General features: G+C 63.7%; 21 protein-coding genes, 1 tRNA gene and 1 pseudogene. 15 read left to right on the top strand and 8 right to left on the bottom strand.

Annotated elements, in window-relative coordinates:
* Positions 1-104: 104 nt before the first annotated feature.
* Positions 105-2,105 (top strand): threonine--tRNA ligase, encoded by a 2,001-nt coding sequence (thrS, locus tag NOF55_RS11495; RefSeq protein ID WP_306411500.1) that lies wholly within the window; start codon positions 105-107, stop codon positions 2,103-2,105.
* 78 nt (positions 2,106-2,183) lie between these two features.
* Here the strand turns inward: thrS and NOF55_RS11490 are convergent, their stop codons facing one another.
* A complete protein-coding gene (locus NOF55_RS11490) occupies positions 2,184-3,179 on the bottom strand; it encodes an RgsD C-terminal domain-containing protein (protein ID WP_370868975.1) in 996 nt (331 codons plus the stop codon).
* Between the two features lie 102 nt (positions 3,180-3,281).
* Between NOF55_RS11490 and NOF55_RS11485 the strand changes: the two genes are divergently transcribed.
* The gene (locus NOF55_RS11485) at positions 3,282-3,860 is read left to right on the top strand and encodes a nitroreductase family protein (RefSeq protein ID WP_306411499.1); all 579 of its coding nucleotides are present in this window, start codon (positions 3,282-3,284) and stop codon (positions 3,858-3,860) included.
* Positions 3,860-4,468, top strand: a complete 609-nt coding sequence (locus NOF55_RS11480) for a flavin reductase family protein (protein ID WP_306411498.1) — start codon at positions 3,860-3,862, stop codon at positions 4,466-4,468. The genes NOF55_RS11485 and NOF55_RS11480 overlap by 1 nt, the downstream gene beginning before the upstream one ends.
* An 8-nt stretch (positions 4,469-4,476) precedes the next feature.
* On the opposite strand, the gene NOF55_RS11475 is transcribed toward NOF55_RS11480, so the two are convergent.
* Complete coding sequence (locus NOF55_RS11475; protein ID WP_306411497.1) at positions 4,477-5,151, bottom strand: aldolase/citrate lyase/malate synthase family protein; 675 nt, start codon at positions 5,149-5,151, stop codon at positions 4,477-4,479.
* A 120-nt stretch (positions 5,152-5,271) separates the two neighbouring features.
* On the opposite strand from NOF55_RS11475, the gene NOF55_RS11470 reads away from it, so the two are divergent.
* A complete protein-coding gene (locus tag NOF55_RS11470; RefSeq protein ID WP_370868970.1) occupies positions 5,272-6,411 on the top strand; it encodes a DUF2336 domain-containing protein in 1,140 nt (379 codons plus the stop codon).
* 5 nt (positions 6,412-6,416) lie between these two features.
* Here NOF55_RS11470 and NOF55_RS11465 read toward each other — a convergent pair whose 3' ends face one another.
* From NOF55_RS11465 to parE, 3 genes are all read right to left on the bottom strand, one after another.
* Positions 6,417-6,827 (bottom strand): hypothetical protein, encoded by a 411-nt coding sequence (locus NOF55_RS11465; protein ID WP_306411496.1) that lies wholly within the window; start codon positions 6,825-6,827, stop codon positions 6,417-6,419.
* 83 nt (positions 6,828-6,910) lie between these two features.
* The gene (locus tag NOF55_RS11460) at positions 6,911-8,089 is read right to left on the bottom strand and encodes an AI-2E family transporter (RefSeq protein ID WP_306411495.1); all 1,179 of its coding nucleotides are present in this window, start codon (positions 8,087-8,089) and stop codon (positions 6,911-6,913) included.
* A gap of 119 nt (positions 8,090-8,208) precedes the next feature.
* Positions 8,209-10,269: a DNA topoisomerase IV subunit B gene (gene parE, locus NOF55_RS11455; RefSeq protein ID WP_306411494.1), complete on the bottom strand. Its 2,061-nt coding sequence runs from the start codon at positions 10,267-10,269 to the stop codon at positions 8,209-8,211.
* Between the two features lie 378 nt (positions 10,270-10,647).
* On the opposite strand from parE, the gene NOF55_RS11450 reads away from it, so the two are divergent.
* The 10 genes and pseudogenes from NOF55_RS11450 to NOF55_RS11405 all read left to right on the top strand — a co-directional run bounded on the left by NOF55_RS11450 (position 10,648) and on the right by NOF55_RS11405 (position 19,140).
* Positions 10,648-11,529 carry an alpha/beta hydrolase gene (locus tag NOF55_RS11450; RefSeq protein ID WP_306411493.1) on the top strand — a complete coding sequence of 294 codons (882 nt, stop codon included), beginning with the start codon at positions 10,648-10,650 and terminating at the stop codon, positions 11,527-11,529.
* A 347-nt stretch (positions 11,530-11,876) separates the two neighbouring features.
* Positions 11,877-12,647: a triose-phosphate isomerase gene (gene tpiA, locus NOF55_RS11445; RefSeq protein ID WP_306411492.1), complete on the top strand. Its 771-nt coding sequence runs from the start codon at positions 11,877-11,879 to the stop codon at positions 12,645-12,647.
* A gap of 120 nt (positions 12,648-12,767) precedes the next feature.
* Positions 12,768-13,133, top strand: a pseudogene (secG, locus tag NOF55_RS11440) (preprotein translocase subunit SecG); the annotation flags it as partial.
* A 131-nt stretch (positions 13,134-13,264) separates the two neighbouring features.
* Positions 13,265-14,902, top strand: a complete 1,638-nt coding sequence (gene pyrG / locus NOF55_RS11435; RefSeq protein WP_306411491.1) for a CTP synthase — start codon at positions 13,265-13,267, stop codon at positions 14,900-14,902.
* Positions 14,903-15,070: 168 nt separating this feature from the next.
* Complete coding sequence (locus NOF55_RS11430) at positions 15,071-15,622, top strand: flavodoxin domain-containing protein (RefSeq protein WP_306411490.1); 552 nt, start codon at positions 15,071-15,073, stop codon at positions 15,620-15,622.
* Positions 15,623-15,676: 54 nt separating this feature from the next.
* A complete protein-coding gene (crcB, locus tag NOF55_RS11425; RefSeq protein WP_306411690.1) occupies positions 15,677-16,054 on the top strand; it encodes a fluoride efflux transporter CrcB in 378 nt (125 codons plus the stop codon).
* A gap of 76 nt (positions 16,055-16,130) precedes the next feature.
* A complete protein-coding gene (locus tag NOF55_RS11420; RefSeq protein WP_306411489.1) occupies positions 16,131-17,126 on the top strand; it encodes an RluA family pseudouridine synthase in 996 nt (331 codons plus the stop codon).
* On the top strand, positions 17,123-17,776 hold the full coding sequence (locus tag NOF55_RS11415) for an HAD-IA family hydrolase (RefSeq protein WP_306411488.1): 654 nt from the start codon (positions 17,123-17,125) through the stop codon (positions 17,774-17,776). Before NOF55_RS11420 ends, NOF55_RS11415 begins: the two co-directional genes overlap by 4 nt.
* A 15-nt stretch (positions 17,777-17,791) precedes the next feature.
* The gene (locus NOF55_RS11410) at positions 17,792-18,592 is read left to right on the top strand and encodes an ATP12 family chaperone protein (RefSeq protein WP_306411487.1); all 801 of its coding nucleotides are present in this window, start codon (positions 17,792-17,794) and stop codon (positions 18,590-18,592) included.
* Between the two features lie 65 nt (positions 18,593-18,657).
* Positions 18,658-19,140 (top strand): hypothetical protein, encoded by a 483-nt coding sequence (locus tag NOF55_RS11405; protein WP_306411486.1) that lies wholly within the window; start codon positions 18,658-18,660, stop codon positions 19,138-19,140.
* On the opposite strand, the gene NOF55_RS11400 is transcribed toward NOF55_RS11405, so the two are convergent.
* From NOF55_RS11400 to lipB, 3 genes are read right to left on the bottom strand one after another with little or no spacing between them, the layout of a single operon-like run.
* Positions 19,131-19,577: a YaiI/YqxD family protein gene (locus NOF55_RS11400; protein WP_306411485.1), complete on the bottom strand. Its 447-nt coding sequence runs from the start codon at positions 19,575-19,577 to the stop codon at positions 19,131-19,133. The genes NOF55_RS11405 and NOF55_RS11400 overlap by 10 nt on opposite strands.
* Positions 19,578-19,614: 37 nt before the next feature.
* The gene (locus NOF55_RS11395; RefSeq protein WP_306411484.1) at positions 19,615-20,559 is read right to left on the bottom strand and encodes a DMT family transporter; all 945 of its coding nucleotides are present in this window, start codon (positions 20,557-20,559) and stop codon (positions 19,615-19,617) included.
* 4 nt (positions 20,560-20,563) lie between these two features.
* Positions 20,564-21,280, bottom strand: coding sequence for a lipoyl(octanoyl) transferase LipB (lipB, locus tag NOF55_RS11390; RefSeq protein WP_306411483.1), 717 nt, complete (start codon positions 21,278-21,280; stop codon positions 20,564-20,566).
* 263 nt (positions 21,281-21,543) lie between these two features.
* On the opposite strand from lipB, the gene NOF55_RS11385 reads away from it, so the two are divergent.
* Positions 21,544-21,628, top strand: a tRNA-Leu gene (locus tag NOF55_RS11385).
* The last annotated feature ends 341 nt before the right edge of the window (positions 21,629-21,969 follow it).

The raw sequence follows: 21,969 nt of genomic DNA, 5'->3' as shown, positions 1-21,969 counted from the left end.
AGGCGTCGAAAAGCACTATCACGCCGCCTGTTCAGGCCGCATTCCCTTTCGCGCGCCTTTCAAGACCACCCGCATTGGTTGGCGGGACTGGATAGGAGACAGCAATGACCGATATTTCCCTTCAATTTCCCGATGGTTCCGTTCGCGCCTTTCCCGCCGGCACGACCGGCAAGGACGTGGCCGAATCGATCTCGAAGTCGCTGGCCAAGAAGGCCGTCGCCGTCGCCCTCAATGGCGAGCTGGCCGACCTTTCTGCGCCGGTTGCCGATGGCGCTTCCATCGAAATCGTCACCCGTACCGATCCGCGTGCGCTGGAACTGATCCGCCACGACGCCGCGCATGTGATGGCCGAGGCCGTGCAGGAACTGTGGCCCGGCACACAGGTCACCATCGGCCCGGTGATCGAGAACGGTTTCTATTACGATTTCGCCCGCAACGAGCCCTTCACGCCCGACGACCTGCCGAAAATCGAGGCGAAGATGAAGGAAATCATCGCCCGCAACGCGCCGTTCACGCGCGAGGTGTGGTCGCGCGACAAGGCCAAGAAGGTTTTCGCCGCCAAGGGCGAGAACTACAAGGTGGAACTGGTTGATGCGATCCCCGAAGGACAGGACCTGAAGATCTATCATCAGGGCGAATGGTTCGACCTCTGCCGTGGGCCGCACATGGCCTCGACCGGCCAGATCGGCACGGCCTTCAAGCTGATGAAGGTGGCCGGAGCCTACTGGCGCGGCGATTCGAACAACGCCATGCTGACCCGCATCTACGGCACCGCCTGGGCGACGCAGGAGGAGCTGGACACCTACCTGCACATCCTCGCCGAAGCCGAAAAGCGCGACCATCGCCGCCTCGGCCGCGAAATGGACCTGTTCCATTTCCAGGAGGAGGGGCCGGGCGTGGTGTTCTGGCACGGCAAGGGCTGGCGCATTTTCCAGACCCTGACCGCCTATATGCGCCGTCGTCTGGCCGGCGACTACGAGGAGGTGAACGCACCGCAGGTGCTCGACGCCTCGCTGTGGGAAACCTCCGGCCACTGGGGCTGGTATCAGGAAAACATGTTCGCGGTGAAATCGGCCTATGCCTTCACGCATCCGGAGGACAAGGAAGCGGACAACCGCGTCTTCGCGCTGAAGCCGATGAACTGCCCCGGGCATGTGCAGATCTTCAAGCACGGACTGAAGTCCTATCGCGAGCTGCCGATCCGGCTGGCGGAGTTCGGCACGGTGCATCGCTACGAGGCATCCGGCGCGTTGCACGGGCTGATGCGCGTGCGCGGCTTCACGCAGGACGACGCACACATCTTCTGCACCGACGAGCAGATGGCCGCCGAATGCCTGAAGATCAACGACCTGATTCTTTCGGTCTATGAGGACTTCGGCTTCCAGGAGATCGTCGTCAAGCTCTCGACCCGTCCCGACAAGCGCGTCGGTTCCGACGACCTGTGGGATCGCGCCGAAAGTGTGATGACGGAGGTTCTGAAGACCATCGAGGACCAGTCCGAAGGCCGTATCAAGACCGGCATCCTGCCGGGCGAGGGCGCGTTCTACGGTCCGAAGTTCGAATATACGCTGAAGGACGCCATTGGCCGCGACTGGCAATGCGGCACGACGCAGGTCGATTTCAACCTGCCGGAACGCTTCGGCGCCTTCTACATCGACCAGAATTCGGAGAAGACCCAACCGGTCATGATCCACCGTGCCATCTGCGGCTCGATGGAACGTTTCCTCGGCATTCTGATCGAGAACTTCGCCGGTCATCTGCCGCTGTGGATCGCACCGACCCAGGTGGTCGTCGCGACGATCACGTCCGAGGCCGACGGTTATGCGCTGGAAGTGGCGGAAGCCCTGCGCGATGCCGGCCTGCATGTCGAGACCGATCTGCGCAACGAGAAGATCAACTACAAGATCCGCGAGCATTCGGTGACGAAGGTTCCGGTGATCATCGTCTGCGGCCGCAAGGAAGCCGAGGAGCGTTCCGTCAACATCCGCCGTCTCGGTTCGCAGGCCCAGACCTCGATGTCCGTCGACGAGGCGGTTTCCAGCCTCGCCTGGGAAGCGACGCCGCCGGACATCAAGCGCAAGGCACAAGCCCGCAAGGCGGCCTGATCGGCGCCGCTCATCCAATAAAAAGCCCCGGAGGCATCGCTTCCGGGGCTTTCTCGTTCACCTGATCTTGGCAGAGATCTACAGGTCCTCTGCGAAAGAAACATCCTGCTTGCGCATCTGGTGCTTGTCGAGCAGCAGTTCCACATCGATGTTGCGGCCGGCTTCGACGGTGAAGTTGCGCTGGTAGATGCGCTCCTTGTTACGGGCGATCGCGACATATTCGCCCTCGGCCAGAACCAGGGTCGGGAAAGCGGAGACGCTTTCGCTGACCGAGTCGCCGGCGGATGTCAGGACAGACCATGCCGTGTCGGCAATGGCTTCGCCGCCCTCGTCGGACACCAGTTTCAGGGAGACCTGCGCGGCGCGGTGCTGAAGGGTGGCTTCCGTCAGCTTGCCGGCTTCCACCTGGATGTTGGCGCGGACGACGGAGTTGACGTTGCCGTATTCGGAAACGATGTGATAGGTGCCGGTGTTGAGCCGGACGATGGTGTTAGGACGGACGTTGGCAACGACGAGGCCGCGCTCGCCATCGTCCTGCACATCGGAGGAATAGATGGAAAAGCTCATCTTTTCCGGCGGAATGCGTGAGTCGCTGCCGGCGATGCCGTTCAGAACCACGCCGCCGGCATCGAGGACGAGAACCTGCTGCTCGGTGTCGCCGGTCGGGGCAACGGTCAGTTTCTTGGTGGCGCCGGCCCGTCCGAAGGTGACATTCACATAGTAATCGCCCGGGGCGAGCTGAAAGTCCGCCGAACCGCCTTCGGCGCTGGCCAGAAGCGGCAGCTTGCCGTCGTCGCCGGAGACGGGGCTGAACACCCGCCACACAAGACCTTCCTGCACCGGCTCGCCGTCGGGCGTCAGGCGGGCTTCCATGAACACCTCGTGGATATTCGCGGACGCATTGTTTCCAAGCGCGGGGTCCACGAAGGCATTCATCTTCGGCGACTTCATCGTCGAATCGATGTTCCTGAAGCTCGAAAACGGTTCTTGCGCAGGACTTTGTGCGAGGAGCGGCGACGTTGCCACGGCTGAAAACGCGCATGCAAGAGCAGCGTGGCGGAGAATGGGATGCAGGGTCATGTATCCAGCCGGTTGACTTCTATGTTCATGATGTTCACTTCAAGACCAACGCGGTGGCAATTTCAAGACCAGACCGCGCCGGAAAAGAGTCCTGCCATGCCTGAAAACCAGAACCTGATCGAATACCTTCGAAATCGCCGCTCCGTCCCGCCCGCTATGATGACCTCGCCGGGTCCTGGCCGGGAAGAGATCGAGGCGCTCCTGGCGCTTGCAAGCCGCGTTCCGGATCACGGCAAACTCGCCCCGTGGCGGTTCGTCGTCTATTCCCGGGCGGCGAGGGAACGCATCAGCGAGGCGCTTGTGCAACTGGTCAGGCAGGACCGGCCGGATGTTTCCGACGACGCCGTGACGCTGGAGCGCAATCGTCTCTTGCTGGCGCCGGTCGTCATCGGCGTCGTTTCGAGGGCCGCGCCGCACCCGAAGATACCGGAATGGGAACAGGTTCTGTCCGCCGGCGCGGTCTGCTACAATCTGCTGCTGGCCGCCAATGCACACGGATATGCCGCCACCTGGCTGACGCAATGGTTCGCCTATGACGACCGTGCCCGCCCGCTGCTGGGGCTCCAGTCCGGGGAGAAAGTGGCCGGTTTCATTCATATCGGCACGATGGAAACGCATCCGGGCGACCGCGGGCGCCCTGTCGTGCAGGAAATCACGAGCTGGGTGGAGAGCTGATGTTTTACGAGACCGACAGGAACGATCACGGCCTTCCGCACGATCCGTTCAACGCCATCGTCGCCCCGCGCCCGATCGGCTGGATCGGCACGAAGGGCCGGGACGATTCGCTGAACCTCGCGCCCTATTCCTTCTTCAACGCGCTGTCCTACCGCCCGAAGCTGGTGATGTTTTCCTCCACCAACGCCAAGGACAGCCTGCGCAACTGCATGGAAACGGGCGTGTTCACCGCCAGCCTCGTCAGCATGGATCTCGTTGGGGCGATGAATGCCAGCTCCGCGCCCGCCGCCTATGGCGTCAACGAGTTCGAACTGGCCGGGCTGACGCCCGTTCCCGCGCGGCTGGTCGATGCGCCCTATGTGGGCGAGGCCCGGGCCGTTCTGGAATGCCGCGTCACCCAGATCATGCAGCCGCACGACGTCGAGGGCCGCGAGGTCGAAGCGACGGTGGTTTTCGGCCAGGTGGTCGGCATCCATATCGACGACTCGATTCTCAAGGACGGTCGTCTCGACATGAAGACTGCGCGCTCCGTCGCCCGCCTGGGTTATATGGATTACGCCGACGGCGGCGCGGAGGTCTTCACCCTCGAGCGCCCTCCGGCACCCTGAGGCCGGGGTTACGCAAATATTCCGTTGGCAATGATCGCTTCGTCCGGCGTGCAAACCAGCTTGCCGGCGAAGCCGTCCGCGCGGTCGCGGCGGCAGGCGGCGGCGAATGCTTCGGGAGACAATCCCGACGATGGGCCGGCAAGGGCAGGGACGCCGGCGCCGGCTGCGGCCAGAACGGTCATTCCGCGCACCAGCCGCAGCGGCTCCGCATCGCCCGTTTTGAGGCCGAGGGACTGGATGATGCCGTCGCCGCCGCCGCCGAGCGCGGCAAGGCGGCGCGATTTTCCGGCAAAGCCGCCCAGCGTCATGGCGGATGGCGCATCCTCCGCCGGCATGGCGGCGATGGCGGTGCAGCCGGGCTGCCTGCCCTCCGTCGCCTCGCAGGCCGAAAGCAGAACGTCGATCCTCTGGAGATCGGCGCCGTTCATTCGCCCCGACAGAAAGATGCCCTCCAGATCGCAAGCGACGGCGAGGCGGAGCATTTCGTGCAGGATGGCGGATTCGTCCGCGCCGTTCAGGATGTGCAGGAAGCGCCGAGGCGGCTTCTGCGAACGGTTTTCCCGTGCCCGGTTCAGGCTTTCCGGCGACAGGAGGATGCAATCGGCCTGCGATTCCAGCGCTCTCGCCGGATCGCCATCGACCGGCAGCCAGGAACGGGGAAAGGGAAGAGCTTCATAAGTCATACGAATGGATGCGACGCAATGGTTAAGGGGTATGGTGAACCAATCATAAACTTTTCCCCGATAGCGTGAAACCGGGCGCAGGCGGAATCATCAACCACCGCCTGCCTGATGAGGTTTCCCGTGATCGTACAGGCATTTCTTCGGTGGGCGGAAACGGCGAAAGCCGCAGAAAGGGCAGCCGCCGCGAAGGCGCTGGTCCGGGCCTATCTTCAATCGACGCTGTTCGGAGAACAGCGCAAGGCCGCCATGATCGCGATCACGCATCTTCTGGACGATCCTTCGCCGGTCGTGCGCCTTGGGCTTGCCGAAGCGCTCGCCGTTTCGGCCGAGGCGCCCCGCGCCATCGTCCTGTCGCTTGCGCAGGACCAGTCGGAAATTGCGGCGACGGTTCTGGCTTCTTCACCCGTGCTGCTCGATGCCGACCTGATCGATCTCATCGGCCGGGGCGATGTCTGTACCCGCGCGGCCATCGCCGCCCGCACCGGCCTGAGCGCGCCCGTGGCGGCCGCGGTCGCGGAAGTCGGGGAGCCGGAGGTGATATCGGTCCTTCTCGAAAACGGCACGGCCCGGATCGGCCGCATCAGCCTGCGCCGCATGGCGGAGCGTTTCGCAGCGGAGGCCGCTATTCGCGCCGCTCTTTTGGAACGGGGCGATCTGCCTGCTGACGCCCGGCATATTCTGGTCGCCGAACTCGGCAACGCGCTGGCGGAACTGGATCTGGTCCGCAATGTGATCGGCGGACTGCGCATGCGCCGCCTGACCCGCGAAATCTGCGAGCTGGCGGCGGTGGTGATCGCCGGAACCGCTGCCCGCGACGAGCTTCCGGAACTGGTGGAGCACATGCGCGCCAGCGGCCGGCTGACCCCGGCTTTCCTGATGCAGGCCCTTTGCGCTGGGCGCATCGAATTCTTCGCCGAGGCGATCCGCAACCTGTCCGGGCTGGAAGAGCGGCGGGTGCGGTCAATCCTTGCGACGGGACGCATGCATGCCGTGCGGGCGCTGTTCGAATCGGTCGGGCTTGCCCGCGACGTGAGCGTCCTGTTCGTCGAGGCGGTGATGCTCTGGCGCGAGGCCGGTCGCTCCGACGACATCAAGGGTGAAAGTGAAATCGCGGCCACACTGGTCAGGCGTTTTCGCGACCGGGTGCCGCCGCATTCGACCGCGGGCGAGTTGCTCGATATCGTCGAACGGGCCGAGATCGACCGTCAGCGCCGGGCCGCCCGCGATTATGTCGGCTCCATGATCCTGGAGGCGGCCTGAGCGGCCTATTTGCGAAACACGCTGACGACCCAGTCATAGCCGTCGGACACCACATGCACCGGCTTGGCGGCGAGTTCCTTCATTCCGTCGGCGCTCGGAAGCAATCCGCGGGCGCGCTCGATGGCCTTTCTCGTCAGGCCGACCCGCTCGTTCACGGCGGTGGTCGCCGATTCGTCGGCGGCCTGCGTTTGCGGTTCTGCGGGCGGAGCTTCGGCAACGGTTTCCGCCGGCACTTGGCAGGCGGCGATCAGGACCGGGTAATTGCTCCGGTTCGCATAGGCGCTGAGCTGCTCCTCCGAAGCCGCCTCGCAAAGAGCGATCGTCGGCCAGCGTTGTTCCGGCGTGGCGACGTAGTGGCACATGGTCGCGGCGTCGTCGCAGCCCATGATGGTCATCAGGATGACGGCAGCCTGCATGGGAAAGCCCCTTGTCAAAACGGAATATTGCCCGGATTCACCACACAATTGAAGCGGAAAAACGGCTGTGACCGCCGCATCCCTTATTCGACCTTGGCTTCCAGTTCCAGCCGCTCGGGGCGGATGATCTCGGGCGTTTCCTCGTCCTTCACCTCGCGCAGCCATTCCCGCCAGATCGCGACGAGCAGCGCCATCAGCACCGGACCGATGAAGAGGCCGAGGAAACCCATCGTCTTGACGCCTCCGACCAGACCGAAAAAGGTCGGCAGGAAGGGCAGCTTGATCGGTCCGCCGACGAGTTTCGGGCGCAGCGTCTTGTCGACGATGAAAAGTTCCACCGTGCCCCAGAGGAAGAGCGCCAGGCCATGCACCGGCTGGCCGTTGGCGACCAGATACAGCGACACCAGCGTGAAGGAGAGCGGCGCGCCGCCGGGAATGAGTGCCATGATGCCGGTGATGACACCGAACGTGACCGGGGAGGGAACGCCCGCAATCCAGTAGGCGATACCGAGCACGATGCCCTCGCCGATGGCGATCAGCGTCATTCCGGTGACGGTCGAGCTGATCGTCGCCGGGACGACGCGGGAAATGCGCTCCCAGCGACCGGGCAGGATGCGTTCGCCGATGAGGTCGATCTGCTTTACGAAGGAGGCGCCGTCCTTATAGACGAAGAACAGCGCGATCAGCATGAAAAGCAGCGTCAGCAGCAGGTGAAACGCGCCGCCGCCGGCTGCCATGACCGCGCGGTAGATGTTGCCGATGTTGGCACCGCTGACGAGCTGAATCAGCGTGCCGATGGCGCCGGGTGCGCCGATATGCTTGTCCCATTGCTGGGTCAGCCATTCCCCGATGCCGGGAACGGCGGCGATCCATTGCGGAACCTCCGCGCCGACGCGGTTCGCCTCGAGCGACCAGGCGAACCAGACCTTCACCTCCTCGATGGCGTAGGTCACGGCGATCATGATCGGCACGATGATGAAGAACAGGATGAGCAGCAGCGCTATCGTGGCGCCGATCGCCGTGTTGCCCCGGGTCATCTTGAGGATGTCGCGATAGACCGGCCAGCTTGCGAAACCGATCACCAGCGCTGCCAGAATCGGCACCAGAAAGCCGTGAAAGAAATAGATGCCCGCCAGAACCACGAAGACGAGCAGCCAGCGCGCAGCGGCAATGGGAGAAATGATCGGCACACGGTTGGAACTGGAGGCGGGGCCGAGCCAGCGTGGCTGGCCTTTCGATTTGCTGTCGTTTTGAGCGCGCAATGGATGAGGGCTTTTTGTTGTCGGATTCACATTGATCCCTTTATGGGGTATCCATGTTACGCTTGCAAGAAAAGCGCGGCTTTTTTGCGATGACGTAAACCGCCTCAGCCGCGCCCTGATCAGATGTCGAGATTCTCCGCGAAGGCGGCGCGCTCCTGGATGAAGCGGAAGCGGGATTCGGCTTTCGTGCCCATGAGGCTTTCCACGGCGTCGCGGGTTACCTCGAAGTCCTCCATGTCGATGGCGACGCGCAGCAGGGTGCGGTGCCTCGGGTCCATCGTGGTTTCCTTGAGCTGGGCCGGCAGCATCTCGCCAAGCCCCTTGAACCGGCTGATCTCGACCTTGCCGCGTCCCTTGAACTCCGTTTCCATCAGTTCCTGCCGGTGGGCGTCGTCGCGCGCATAGGCGCTCTTCTGCCCCTGGGTGATCTTGTAAAGCGGCGGCACGGCCAGATAGAGATGATTGCCGCGGATCAGCTCGGGCATTTCCTGATAGAAGAACGTGATGAGCAGCGAGGCGATGTGCGCGCCGTCGACATCGGCATCGGTCATAATGACGATCCGTTCGTAGCGCAGGTCCTCCTCGCGGTATTTCGAGCGCGTGCCGCAGCCGAGCGCCTGAATGAGATCGGCGATCTGCTGGTTGGCGACGAGCTTTTCCCGTCCGGCACTGGCGACGTTGAGGATCTTGCCCCGCAGCGGCAGGATTGCCTGATTGGCGCGGTTGCGCGCCTGCTTGGCCGAGCCGCCGGCCGAATCGCCCTCGACCAGAAAGATTTCCGCGCCTTCGGCCGTGTTCTGCGAGCAATCGGCGAGCTTGCCGGGCAGGCGCAGCTTGCGCACCGCCGTCTTGCGGTTGACTTCCTTTTCCTTGCGGCGGCGAAGGCGCTCTTCCGAGCGCTCGATCACCCAGTCGAGGAGCTTGGCGGCCTCGTTCGGATTTCCCGCGAGATAGTGGTCGAACGGGTCGCGCAGCGCGTTTTCGACGATGCGCTGCGCCTCGCCCGTGGCCAGCCGGTCCTTGGTCTGGCCGACAAATTCCGGCTCGCGGATGAAAACCGAAAGCATGCCGATGGCCGAAATCATCACGTCGTCGGTGGTGATCTGCGCGGCGCGCTTGTTCTGCGTCAGTTCGGCATAGTTCTTCAGGCCCTTGAGGAGCGCGATGCGCAGGCCCGCCTCGTGCGTGCCGCCCTCGGGCGTCGGAATAGTATTACAATAGGAATGGACCTCCTGATCGCCGCCCCACCAGGCGACGGCCCATTCGACGGCGCCATGGCCGCCGGTCTTCTCGGTGCGGCCGGCGAAGATTTCGCGCGTAACCGTGTAGTCCTTGCCGATCGCCGCGGCGAGATAGTCCTTCAGCCCGTCGGGGAAGTGGAAGACGGCCTTTTCCTGGACCTCGCCGCCGGCGGGCACGACGGACGGATCGCAGCTCCAGCGGATTTCGACGCCGCCGAACAGATAGGCCTTCGACCGTGCCATGCGGTACAGCCGGCCCGGATCGAACCTCGCATGCGGGCCGAAGATCTGCGGGTCCGGATGGAAACGGACGCGGGTGCCTCGGCGGTTGTGAACATCGCCCAGTTCTTCCAGCCCGCCAAGGGGAACACCGCGCGAAAAGCGCTGGCGGTAGAGCTTCCGGCCGCGCGCCACCTCGACTTCCAGAAGATCCGAAAGGGCATTGACGACCGAGACGCCGACGCCGTGCAGGCCGCCGGAGGTCTCGTAGGCCTTGCCATCGAACTTGCCGCCGGCATGCAGCTTGGTCATGATGACTTCCAGCGTCGACTTGCCGGGAACCTGCGGATGGTTCTCGACCGGAATGCCGCGGCCGTTATCCGTCACCGTCAGGAAGCCCTCGGCGTCGAGATGAACCTCGATGAAGTTCGCATGGCCGGCGACGGCCTCGTCCATCGAGTTGTCGATGACCTCGGCGAAGAGATGGTGCAGCGCCTTTTCGTCCGTGCCGCCGATATACATGCCGGGACGCATGCGAACCGGCTCCAGACCTTCCAGAACCCGGATCGCCGAAGCGTCGTAGTTTTCGGCCGATGACGTCTGCGGCGCGGCGCGCGCGGGGGCGGCAGCCTGCTCGGGCGGCGTTGCCGGCACCGGGGCCTTCACCGGTCGGGCGGGCATGGCCATGCTGGAGAAGAGGTCGTTGCTGTTATCGCTCATCGGGTCGTCTTGTTCTCGTGCTTCAGAGCGGTTCAGCGCTTCACGGAATTGCCTGACCGCTCTACCTCGTCGTTATTCCCCATTTCCGAACGCAAAACCGCGGCGCACTTTTGCGGGAAATGCTCTACCTCATTAGCATCCGATTTTCGATCTGGCGCTTCCGCCTGATCGAAGGATGCTCTGGCGCGCGTTGCCGGGCAGCCGAATCACCGCGATTCTGCCAGAAAGCGAAACGCCGCGCATGTCATGGAAGGGCCGTGATGTTCGCGCAAAACGCCGCAAATGCCCGGCCACGGGCCTGATCTGTTCCAGAGGATTGCTTTGCCGGACGCCGGATGGCAAGGCTCGTACCGTCTTTTGAACCCGATGGAAGCGCGCATGTCCACAGTTCATTTCGCAAAAGCCGCCGTTCCGGGGCTTCTGGCCCTGTTCCTGAGCGCGCAGGCGCTCGCCCAGCAGGCACCCGTCCAGCCGTTCAAGGACGAGCTGTTCACGCCGGATATCGTCGAGCGCCGCGACGGCGGTGCCTTCGAGCGCGTCGATTACCGGGAACTGCGCGACATCAACCAGCGCGACGAGGAGCCGGAGCGGCGCGTTCGCCGGCGCTACGTCGATCTCGGCGTCCGCAAGGCCGAGTCTCTGGAGACCTGGACCCTGCCGACCGGTCCGATGGATCTCGGCCGGGCCGGACCGGGGAAGGGCAGCGCCTTTTCCGTCATCTTCATCCACGGGCGCAATGGCGACAGGCGGCTCGGCATGAACGACTACCGTTTCGGCGGCAACTTCAACCGGCTGAAGAACCTGGCCGTCCGCAACGGCGGCACCTTCTACGCCCCGAGCGTGAAAACCTTCGACGCGAAGGGCGTGGCCTCGATCGCGGCGCTGGTGGCGGAGATCGAGGCGCGTTCACCCGGGCGGCCCGTCATCCTGACCTGTGCATCGATGGGCAGCTTTCTCTGCTGGGGCATCAGCCGCGACGCCGCGACCGTGGCCAGGCTGAAGGGCATGGCGATCCTCGGCGGCGCGGCCGATCGCGATTATCCGAAAAGTGCCGCCTTCAAGGCGAAGCTGCCGGTCTGGTTCACGCATGGCGGCAACGACACGACCTATCGCGCGGAAGAACAGATGGCGCTTTACACCGCGCTGCGCTCCGCCGGCCAGCCGGTGCGTTACACCCTGTTCGAGACCGGTTCGCACGGAACGCCTGTGCGGATGACGGACTGGAGAGCCGTTTTGAACTGGATTCTGACGACAAAGTGATCGGATGGGAGCCTGCGGGCTCAATTTTCGCACGGCAATCGCAAAAAATCGTCATGGTGGATGAGTTTGCGGTTTTATTTTGCTATAGTTTGCGCATAGAAGGATTGATCCCTGATATGTTGTCTTCGTGGCTGGGGACGGAGCAGGGAAAACTTGCCGAGGACGCAACAGACGGGATCGGGAACCGGATTTTTCTGTTCCTTTGCCGGATACCGGGGCGGAACTGCGGCGACTTTTACGACAAACCCATTGAAGGTCATTCGCCGAATGGCCGGATGCTTTTCAGGGTCTCCGGCCTTTGCCGGCCGGAGGGCGAGGGCAGGGACAAGACAAGGACTGGATAATCCATGACTGTGAATGTTCGTCCGCTGGTGGCGGGTAACTGGAAAATGAACGGCACGCGCGAATCGCTCGACCAGATCAAGGCGATCGCGGAGGGCGTGAACGACACGCTGTCCGAAAAGGTCGATACGCTGATCTGCCCGCCGGCGACGCTGCTTTACGTCGCCACCGCTCTGGTCGAGGACAGCCCGCTCGAAATCGGCGCCCAGGATTGCCATCAGAACGTCAGCGGCGCCCATACGGGCGATATCTCGGCCGACATGATCGCCGATGTCTTCGCGTCCTACGTCATCGTCGGTCACTCCGAGCGCCGGACCGATTACGCCGAAACCGATCATCTGGTCCGGGCCAAGGCCGAGGCGGCCCATGCCGCCACCCTGATCGCCATCATCTGCATCGGCGAAACCGCCGAGGAGCGCCAGGCCGGCCAGACCCTCGACGTTCTGAAGCGCCAGCTGGCCGGCTCCGTGCCGCCGACGGCCACGGCCGCCAACACGGTCATCGCCTACGAGCCGGTCTGGGCCATCGGCACGGGCCTGACCCCGACCGTCGAGGACGTCAGGATCGCCCATGCCTTCATGCGCGACGAACTGACCCGCCATCTCGGCGACGAGGGCCGGTCCGTGCGTATCCTTTACGGCGGTTCGGTGAAGCCGGGCAATGCGAAGGAACTGATGGCGGTGGAGAATGTCGACGGCGCACTGGTCGGCGGCGCGAGCTTGAAAGCGGCGGATTTCCTCGCCATCTATGGCGTCTACGAGGATCTGCTCGCCTGACGAGGCGCCCGAACGAGCCGAAAACGGCTCGAGGGGTCTTGGAATGGCGGTTGTCCTCATGTAAAGAGCCGCCAACCCATTTCGACTTTGCCCGCTTTTGCGGGGCAGGACAGGCTGGAAATGCAAAACGTATTGATCGTCATCCATCTCATGATCGTCATCGCGCTGGTCGGCATCGTGCTCATCCAGCGGTCGGAAGGCGGCGGGCTCGGAATCGGTGGCGGTTCCGGCTTCATGTCGGCGCGCGGCACGGCCAACGCCCTGACCCGCACCACGGCGATCCTGGCGACGCTGTTCTTCATTACGTCGCTCGGCCTCGGCCTTCTGGCCCGCTACGAATCCCGGCCGACCGATATTCTCGACCGCATTCCGGCGATAGAAGGCAGCGGCAACGGCATTCTCGATTCGCTCGGCCCGGCTCCGCAGGCGCCGGCGACACCGGACGCACCGGCGCCGCAGGACAACACGGGCGTTCCGACCGGCAACTGACCGGCACGTCCAGCTCTCATCCGCCGGCAGGTTCTTCCTGCCGGTTTTCTTATGTCCAGATTATCCACGCCTGAAAATTCCAATCCTGAATTTTTAGACTGGCGGAATCGTTCTTAAAAAGGTATCCGGTGACTCCCATGGCGCGATATGTATTCATCACAGGCGGCGTGGTTTCTTCTCTCGGAAAAGGAATTGCGGCTGCGGCTCTCGGAGCGTTGTTGCAGGCCCGTGGTTATCGGGTGCGGCTTCGTAAGCTCGATCCCTATCTGAACGTCGATCCCGGCACCATGAGCCCGACACAGCACGGCGAAGTGTTCGTGACGGACGACGGTGCCGAGACGGACCTCGATCTCGGCCATTACGAGCGCTTCACGGGGCGTTCGGCGACCAAGACCGACAACATCACCACCGGGCGGATCTACAAGAACATCATCGACAAGGAACGCCGCGGCGACTATCTCGGCGCGACCGTCCAGGTCATCCCGCACGTCACCAACGAGATCAAGGAATTCGTCATCGAAGGCAATGACGAATACGATTTCGTCATCTGCGAGATCGGCGGCACGGTCGGCGACATCGAGGCGATGCCCTTCATCGAGGCGATCCGCCAGCTCGGCAACGACCTGCCGCGCGGCTCGGCGATCTACCTGCACCTGACGCTGATGCCCTATATTCCGGCTGCCGGCGAGCTGAAGACCAAGCCCACCCAGCATTCCGTCAAGGAGCTTCAGGCGCTCGGCATTCACCCGGATATCCTGCTCGTGCGCGCCGACCGGGAAATCCCGGATGCGGAACGCCGCAAGCTGTCGCTGTTCTGCAATGTCCGCCCGTCCGCCGTCATCCAGGCCCTCGACGTCGCCAACATCTACGACGTGCCGATGGCCTATCACAGGGAGGGGCTGGACGAGGAAGTGCTGGCGGCCTTCGGCATCGAGCCCGCGCCGCGTCCGCGCCTTGACGCGTGGGAAAACGTGGCAAGCCGCATCCGCACGCCGGAAGGCGAGGTGACGATCGCCATCGTCGGCAAGTATACCGGCCTCAAGGACGCCTACAAATCGCTGATCGAGGCGCTTCATCATGGCGGTATCGCCAACCGGGTGAAGGTTCGCCTCGAATGGATCGAGTCGGAAATCTTCGAAAAGGAGGATCCGGCCCCGTGGCTTGAAAAGGTGCATGGCATTCTCGTGCCGGGCGGTTTCGGCGAGCGCGGCGCGCAGGGCAAGATCAACGCCGCCCGCTTCGCCCGCGAGCGCAAGGTGCCGTATTTCGGCATCTGCTTCGGCATGCAGATGGCCGTTCTCGAAGCGGCGCGCAATCTGGCCGGCATCGAGCATGCGTCCTCGACCGAGTTCGGCCCGACCGACGAACCCGTCGTCGGCCTGATGACAGAATGGATGAAGGGCAATCAGCTCGAGAAGCGCTCGGCCGTCGGCGATCTCGGCGGCACGATGCGCCTCGGCGCCTACAGGGCCGCGCTCAAGAAGGGCACGCGCATTGCCGAAATCTACGGTTCGACCGAGATTTCCGAGCGTCACCGCCATCGCTACGAGGTGAATGCCGATTATCAGGACCGTCTGGAAAGCTGCGGCCTCGTGTTTTCCGGCATGTCGCCCGACGGTCTCCTGCCGGAAACGGTGGAGTATGCGGATCATCCGTGGTTCATCGGTGTCCAGTACCATCCGGAACTGAAGAGCCGGCCGCTCGACCCGCATCCGCTGTTCGCAAGCTTCATCGGTGCCGCGCTGGAGCAAAGCCGCCTGGTCTGATCCGGCCGTCATGGTTTGCGAAGCCGTCCGCGACTGACGTCACGGACGGCTTTGTCGTTCGGTGGCGCAATTTTTCTTCCTTTTACGTCAACGTTGTTTTACCCTGCCTTCTGTTGTCGAGCGGCGAGGAGGACCAGCCGGGCGACCGTGAGGGACGGAGGAAAAACGATGATCATTCTGGTCGGCTACACCAGCATTGAAGGGCAGACGCGCAAGATTGCGTCCGCGATTGCGGAGCAGGTCGAGGATCGGGGCCATCGCGCCATCCTGTTCGATGTGGCGTCTATGGCGGAATATGCGCTGGAGCGCCCGGAAGCAGCCATCCTCTGCGCCCCGGTCCACGGCGGACGCTATCCGGCACCGTTCTTCGAGTTCGTGCGAGGCGAGCGCGATTGGCTGAATTCGGTGCCATCCGCCTTCGTGTCCGTGTCGCTGATGATCGTCAGCGATTTTACCGACGAGCGTGACGAGGCGCGGCATTTCGCCGATCTTCTCGTTGCCGAAACCGGCTGGACGCCGCGCGAGGTCGCCCATGTGGCCGGCGCGCTGCGCTTCACGGAATACGATTTCTTCAAGCGCTGGATGGTGCGCCGGATCGCCGCCAAGGCTCCCGCCAACGAGGGGGCGGCCGGCACGGCGGACCGCGAATTCACCGACTGGCGCGAGGTGGCGCTTTTCGTCGACGGCTGGCTCGAAAAATCGATGGCATACGAGCCATGAACCCGAAACACGATACTGGACTCCGCCGCACGGGACTCTAAGAATGGCGCCATGATGTCGAATATCCTGCTTGTCGCGGCCGGCGGGGCGGTCGGTTCCGTGCTGCGCTATCTCACCGGCGTGCTGGCCCTGCGTCTGGTCGGACCCGGTTTTCCCTGGGGGACGCTGGCGGTGAACATCGTCGGTTCCTATCTCATCGGCTGCGTGGCCGAAGCCCTGGTGCGCGGCGTCTCGGCGCCGCTCGACCTGCGTCTGCTGTTGATGACGGGCCTGATCGGCGGTTTCACCACCTTTTCCGCCTTCTCGCTGGATCTCTGGGTGCTTTATGAGCGCGGTGCCGTAACGGAAGCCATGCTTTACTTTACGGCAACCGTCGTTCTTTCGCTGCTGGCGACCGGGGCGGGGCTGCTCACCGTGCGGCTCGTCTCCTGAATGCGGGCGAAACGCCTTTCCTCGCGCGCGAAAAGCCGGTAAACGGACGCCTTCTGGTGACAAGGACAAGGCATTCATGGCGGGCATAGACCATATCCGGGTCGAGGCGGACGAAGCGGGCATGCGGCTCGACCGCTGGTTCAAGATCCATTATCCCGGCCTCGGCTTCGGGCCGTTGCAGAAGCTGCTGCGCTCCGGCCAGGTGCGTGTCGATGGCGGCCGAGCGAAGTCCGACACCCGCGTGCAGCCGGGCCAGATGGTGCGCATTCCGCCGATGGACGTGGACGCCAGGGCGCCGAAGTCCGGCCCGATCGCCGGCAAGGACCTGAAGCATTCCGGCGACGCCGAATTGCTCGCCCGCATGCTGCTGCATGAAGACGACAAGGTTTTCGTGCTGAACAAGCCGGCCGGCCTTGCCGTGCAGGGCGGCTCGGGCGTTTCCCGCCATGTCGACAAGATGCTGGAGGCGTGGACCAGCCCGAAGGGTGAGAAGCCGCGTCTGGTGCATCGCCTCGACCGCGACACGTCCGGCGTCCTCGTCGTTGCCCGCACGCGCGGCGCGGCGCAGAAGCTCACCGCCGCCTTCCGCGAGCGCGACACGAAGAAGACCTACTGGTCGCTGGTCAAGGGCGTGCCGCGCAAGCGCGAGGACAAGATTTCCACCTGGCTGGTGAAGGAACAGACGCCGGACGGCGACCGCATGCGCATCGCCAAACACGGCGAGGACGGTGCCGACCATGCCGTTTCCTTCTATCGCGTGCTGGAAACGGCGGCCCACAGCCTCGCCTGGCTGGAGATGGAACCCTATACCGGCCGTACCCACCAGCTTCGCGTCCATGCGCTGCATATCGGCCATCCGATCATCGGCGATCCGAAATATTTCATCGACGATCCGAACTGGGATTTTCCGGGCGGCATCCAGAAGCGCCTGCATCTGCACGCCCGCCACATCGATATTCCGCATCCCTCCGGCGGTCGCCTGCGCGTCACCGCGCCGCTGCCGCCGCACATGGTGCAGAGCTGGAACCTGCTCGGCTTCGATCAGAATCCCGAGGGGAACGACGACGAATGAAGCTGGTTCTCTTCGATTGCGACGGCACGCTGGTCGACAGCGCGCATCTCATCCACGCCGTCATGGAGCGCACCTTCGAGACGTTCGGCTACGAACGCCCGACGCTTGCGCAGACCAAGTCGATCATCGGCCTGACGCTCGATATCGCCATTGCCCGCATTCAGGGCAAGGAGCACGCGGACGAGGAGGCCGTTCGCATGATGGCCTATTACAAATCCATCTTTCTGGAGGTGCGGTCGGAGCCGGGTTTTCACGAGCCGCTGTTCGACGGCATCGCCCCGCTTCTGGAAAAGCTCGCCGCGCGCGACGACGTTCTCATCGGTGCGGTGACGGGAAAATCGCGTCGCGGGCTGAACGCGGTTCTTGAAACGCACGGCTTCGCTCCGCATTTCATCGTATCGAGAACGGCGGACGATTGCCCCTCCAAGCCGCATCCGGCTATGGTAAGCGAGTGCTGTGACGAGACCGGCGTGAAGCCTGCCGAAACTGTCGTCATCGGCGACGCGGTCTACGACATGCAGATGGCCAAGGCCGCCGGCGCGAAGGCTATCGGCGTCTCCTGGGGATATGCGTCGGTGGACGATCTCTGGAAGGCGGGGGCCGACCGCATCGCCGCCCGGGCCGACGATCTCCATGAAATGATCTTTTGATGCGAGGCTGACATCATGCGCGATTTCCTGAACGAGATAGCCGATCACGCTGGCGAGGTTCTGAGCGATCCCGATCCCGCCCGCCGGGCGCAGATCCAGATGAAGCGGCCCTTGCCGAAGCGGTTCTACAAGGACGTTACGGTTTCCGGTGACGCCGAAACCGGCTTTTCCGTGCTGCTCGACGGCAAGCCGGTGAGGACCCGCGCACGCAATGCGCTGACGGTGCCGACCGCGGCGCTGGGCGAGATGCTGGCTGCCGAATGGCGGGCGCAGGACAAGGAAATCGATCCGGCAAGGATGCCGGTGACGCGCATCGTCAATACGGCGCTCGACGGCGTTTCAGCGGATACGCAATCCGTGCTGGAAGACGTTCTGCGCTTCTCCTCCAGCGATCTTCTCTGCTACCGCGCCGATTCGCCCCAGGAACTGGTCTCGCGCCAGGCCGAAGGGTGGGACCCGGTGCTCGACTGGGCGGCCACGTCGCTCGGTGCGCGGTTTATCTGCATCGAAGGCATCATGCATCGGGAGCAGCCGCGCGAGGCGATTGCCGCCTTTGGTGTTACGTTACGGAAATACCGGAACGCGCTGGAACTGGCCTGTCTCTACACGATCACCACGCTGACGGGCTCGGCCTTGCTGGCCGCTGCGTTCGCCGAGGGCGAACTGGACGCCGAAACGGCATGGACGCTCGCCCATATCGACGAGGACTGGACGATCGAACATTGGGGCGAGGACGAGGAAGCGGCGGCGCGGCGCGCCTGGCGGAAATCGGAAATGATGGCCGCGGCCGCGGTGTTCGATGCCGTAAGGCCGTAAGGGCGTAACGCTTTCCTAACCATAGAGGCGGATCATGGCTCCACGAGAGGAGTCGTCGTCCGCCGATGTTCAGGAAAGCCGCATCAGCCCTGTTTCTTGTGCTCGCCGTCGTTGCCCTGTCGTCGTTCCGACTGCCGGCGTCCGGCGGCAAGTCCGATTCGGCCGTTTATGACGTTCGCGGCGCCTTTGTCACCGTGGCCGGCGGTATCGATCCGGTGCTCGGCCGCGAAATCGAATCCCATCTCAAGGCGGCGATCCGCGCCACCGTCCGCACCGAGCCTCTGCCGCGGGTCATCGTTTCCCTTCGCGTCGACGAGATGACGCACAAGCCCTTCCTGTTCGGGCACCGCCAGCATGTTCGCTTCACGGTCAAGGTCGCTTCCGTGGCGGACGGGTCGGTGATCGCCGTCGGCGTCTATTCGGCGCGTTCCACCAATGGCTGGGCCTTGCCGGAGAAGGTGGCCTGGATCGCCGGCAAGGCGCTGTCGCTCGCGCCGCCGAGCGGCATGTCCGTGGCGATGGCGCTGGAGGCGGCCTTTCAGCCCTGAGACCGGGCGCGGCGGCACAGCCGTTCCATCGTTTCCAGAAATGCCGAACGGTCGCGCGGCGAGAAGGCGGCATTGTATCCCTTGCTTTCGCCCGTTTCGCGCAGATGCGCGGAAAGATCGCGCATGGCGGATGCCATGCCGATGTTGGTCCGGTCGAAAACCCGCCCGCCAGGGCCCGTCACCAGCGCGCCCGCTGCGACGCAGCGCCCGGCCAGCGGCACATCGGCCGTGACGACGATGTCGCCGGGACCGGCCCGCTCGGCGATCCAGTCGTCCGCGGCGTCGAACCCGGCGGAAACGATGACGTTCGTCACCATCGGGTCGCGCGAGGGCCGCAGGCCGGAATTGGCGACGAACGTCACCTTCAGGCCGTGCCGTTCCGCGACCTTGAGAATCTCCGCCTTCACGGGGCAGGCATCGGCATCGACATAGATCATGGTCTGTCCCTTCCGGTTCGAGGGCATGCCGCTTCGATCAGGTTACGGGACCTGCGGTCGATACGGCCTTTGCAGCGCGGGCGAGGACACGCTCGCGCCAGATGATATAGAGGCCTGACCCGACGATGATGGCGATGCCGATCCATTTTCCAAGGTTGGGGAAATCCGAAAAGAACACATAGCCGAGGACGGTGGCCGAAATGATCTCGAAATACTGGAACGGCGCCAGCAGCGACAGGGAGGCCAGCCGGAAGGCGCGCACGACGAGCAGGTGCAGGAAGCCCGACATCGAGCCGAGCAGTACCAGCAGGCCGAGATCGACGGGCGATTGCGGCAGCGACGGTGCGAAATCGGCATGGCCGAAGGCATGGCCTGCCAGAAGCGCGGCACTCATGAAAAGCGTGCCGCCGGCGCCGGCCCAGGTTTGCATCACCAGCGGCGAATCGCCTTCTCCGATGGCCCGGTTCATGAACAGATAAAGGGTGAACAGGAAAGCGCAGGCAACCGGCAGCAGGGCGGTCCAGCCAAAGACCTCCCAGCTCGGCTGGATGACGATCAGCGCGCCGCCGAAGCCGATCGCGATGGCGCTCCAGCGCCGCCAGCCGACCTTTTCGCCGAGGAAGAGCGCCGACATCGCCGTCAGCATGAAAGGCTCGACGAAATAGATGGCGAACACATCGGCCAGCGGCATGTATTTGACGGCGGTGAAGAACATCAGGCTGGCGGCGGCGTGCAGCGCTCCGCGCAGCAGGTTCATGAACGGGCGCCTGGCGGAAAACGCGGCGCCTCCGGCCAGATGGAGAAGCAGGGGCATGCAGCACAGGAACTGGAACAGGAAACGGTAGAACGTCACCTGGGCCGGCGCCATGCCGCTTCTCACCGCCATGTATTTGGCAATAGCATCCATGCCCGGCAGAACCAGCATGCAGGCCGCCATCAGGGCCATGCCCTTGACCGGGTTTTCGGCTTTCCGCTCGGACATGGTGTCAGAGATCCCGCACGGTGGAGCCGAATACCTGCTCGAACGCTTCGCGAATGCGGATATCGACATCGGGCATCATCACCGGCAGGCCGAGATCGACGAGGCTCGTCACGCCGTAGGTGCTGATGCCGCAGGGCACGATGCCGCTGAAATGGGAGAGATCCGGCTCGACGTTCAGCGAGAAGCCGTGGAACGTCACCCAGCGCTTCAGGCGGATGCCGATGGCCGCGATCTTGTCCTCCGCCATCGCGCCGTCGGGAAGCAGGGGCCTTTCCGGCCGGCGCACCCAGACGCCGACCCGGTCCTCGCGCCGTTCGCCCCGGACATTCATCATGTCCAGAGTCCGGATGACGACGTCCTCGACGGCCGAGACATAGGCGCGAATGTCCTGCCGGCGTCGCTTGAGATCGAGCATGACGTAGACCACGCGCTGGCCCGGGCCGTGATAGGTGTATTCGCCGCCGCGCCCTGCGTCGTAGACGGGAAACCGGTCCGGCTGTAACAGATCGCGCGCTTCGGCGCTGGTGCCCGCCGTATAGAGGGGCGGATGTTCGAGAAGCCATACGAGTTCGTCCGCCCGGCCTTCGGCAATGGCAAGCGCCCGTTCTTCCATTTCGGCAAGCGCCTGCGGGTAGGGCACCAGCTCGTCCGAAATGCGCCAGCGGACCGGTGGAGAACCGTCGGCCGGAAACATGGTGTTGACGAGATCTGTGCGAAGCATGGCGAGATTTCCCGGAACGCGCCGCGACGAAATCGTCCAGGTCGGATTCGCGGTGCAGACGCTCCTTATACAGCCTCCCGCGGCAAAAAACAGGCATATCCCCGGGCCGCGGAAGTTATTGTTTTTCCGCGGAACCCTTGCACGGCCGGGGCTTTTGCAGCAGCGCGGAATTATCTTCAAAAAATCTTCACGGACGCCCTTGTGCGCCCCAAAGGCTTTTGCTACATGCACCCCCGTCGCCGCAAGACGACGCCTACCACGATGCGGTCGTGGCGGAATTGGTAGACGCGCAGCGTTGAGGTCGCTGTGGGGCAACCCGTGGAAGTTCGAGTCTTCTCGACCGCACCAAAAACCCGGCTCAGGCCGGGTTTTTTGTTTTCATGGCTTCACAGATATCCGCCGTTAACGGACACCCTGATTGCGGGCTTATCCCAGCGACGTGATCGACCGCCTTTACTGCACGACCGGCACTTCTCCCGGCGTGGCAAGCAGAAGATAGGCCGTTGCGACGATGGCTCCGGCGACAAGAAGGGCCACGATGAACGCGACCATCCTTTTGTTGATTTTCCGTTTGGTTTGTTCCGTGTGTCTCATGCGCGGATAACGGTTACGGCGCTTTCAGGTTCCATCTTGCCCCGGCGCAACGATGAAAAAGAAAGAAATATCGAGGATACGGACAAGGCTCCCGC

The organism is Ectorhizobium quercum (assembly GCF_026552795.1).
GTDB classification, from domain to species: domain Bacteria; phylum Pseudomonadota; class Alphaproteobacteria; order Rhizobiales; family Rhizobiaceae; genus Ectorhizobium; species Ectorhizobium quercum.
Note: the sequence above shows the minus strand (reverse complement) of the source record. Positions and strands in the feature narration are given on the sequence as shown.

Excerpts from the sequence above, each read along its gene's own strand:
- thrS (WP_306411500.1), top strand. The coding sequence starts at position 105 with ATGACCGATATTTCCCTTCAATTTCCCGATGGTTCCGTTCGCGCCTTT.
- NOF55_RS11485 (WP_306411499.1), top strand. The coding sequence starts at position 3,282 with ATGCCTGAAAACCAGAACCTGATCGAATACCTTCGAAATCGCCGCTCC.
- NOF55_RS11480 (WP_306411498.1), top strand. The coding sequence starts at position 3,860 with ATGTTTTACGAGACCGACAGGAACGATCACGGCCTTCCGCACGATCCG.
- NOF55_RS11475 (WP_306411497.1), bottom strand. The coding sequence starts at position 5,151 with ATGACTTATGAAGCTCTTCCCTTTCCCCGTTCCTGGCTGCCGGTCGAT.
- NOF55_RS11465 (WP_306411496.1), bottom strand. The coding sequence starts at position 6,827 with ATGCAGGCTGCCGTCATCCTGATGACCATCATGGGCTGCGACGACGCC.
- parE (WP_306411494.1), bottom strand. The coding sequence starts at position 10,269 with ATGAGCGATAACAGCAACGACCTCTTCTCCAGCATGGCCATGCCCGCC.
- NOF55_RS11450 (WP_306411493.1), top strand. The coding sequence starts at position 10,648 with ATGTCCACAGTTCATTTCGCAAAAGCCGCCGTTCCGGGGCTTCTGGCC.
- tpiA (WP_306411492.1), top strand. The coding sequence starts at position 11,877 with ATGACTGTGAATGTTCGTCCGCTGGTGGCGGGTAACTGGAAAATGAAC.
- NOF55_RS11430 (WP_306411490.1), top strand. The coding sequence starts at position 15,071 with ATGATCATTCTGGTCGGCTACACCAGCATTGAAGGGCAGACGCGCAAG.
- crcB (WP_306411690.1), top strand. The coding sequence starts at position 15,677 with ATGTCGAATATCCTGCTTGTCGCGGCCGGCGGGGCGGTCGGTTCCGTG.
- NOF55_RS11420 (WP_306411489.1), top strand. The coding sequence starts at position 16,131 with ATGGCGGGCATAGACCATATCCGGGTCGAGGCGGACGAAGCGGGCATG.
- NOF55_RS11415 (WP_306411488.1), top strand. The coding sequence starts at position 17,123 with ATGAAGCTGGTTCTCTTCGATTGCGACGGCACGCTGGTCGACAGCGCG.
- NOF55_RS11410 (WP_306411487.1), top strand. The coding sequence starts at position 17,792 with ATGCGCGATTTCCTGAACGAGATAGCCGATCACGCTGGCGAGGTTCTG.
- NOF55_RS11405 (WP_306411486.1), top strand. The coding sequence starts at position 18,658 with ATGTTCAGGAAAGCCGCATCAGCCCTGTTTCTTGTGCTCGCCGTCGTT.
- NOF55_RS11400 (WP_306411485.1), bottom strand. The coding sequence starts at position 19,577 with ATGATCTATGTCGATGCCGATGCCTGCCCCGTGAAGGCGGAGATTCTC.
- NOF55_RS11395 (WP_306411484.1), bottom strand. The coding sequence starts at position 20,559 with ATGTCCGAGCGGAAAGCCGAAAACCCGGTCAAGGGCATGGCCCTGATG.
- lipB (WP_306411483.1), bottom strand. The coding sequence starts at position 21,280 with ATGCTTCGCACAGATCTCGTCAACACCATGTTTCCGGCCGACGGTTCT.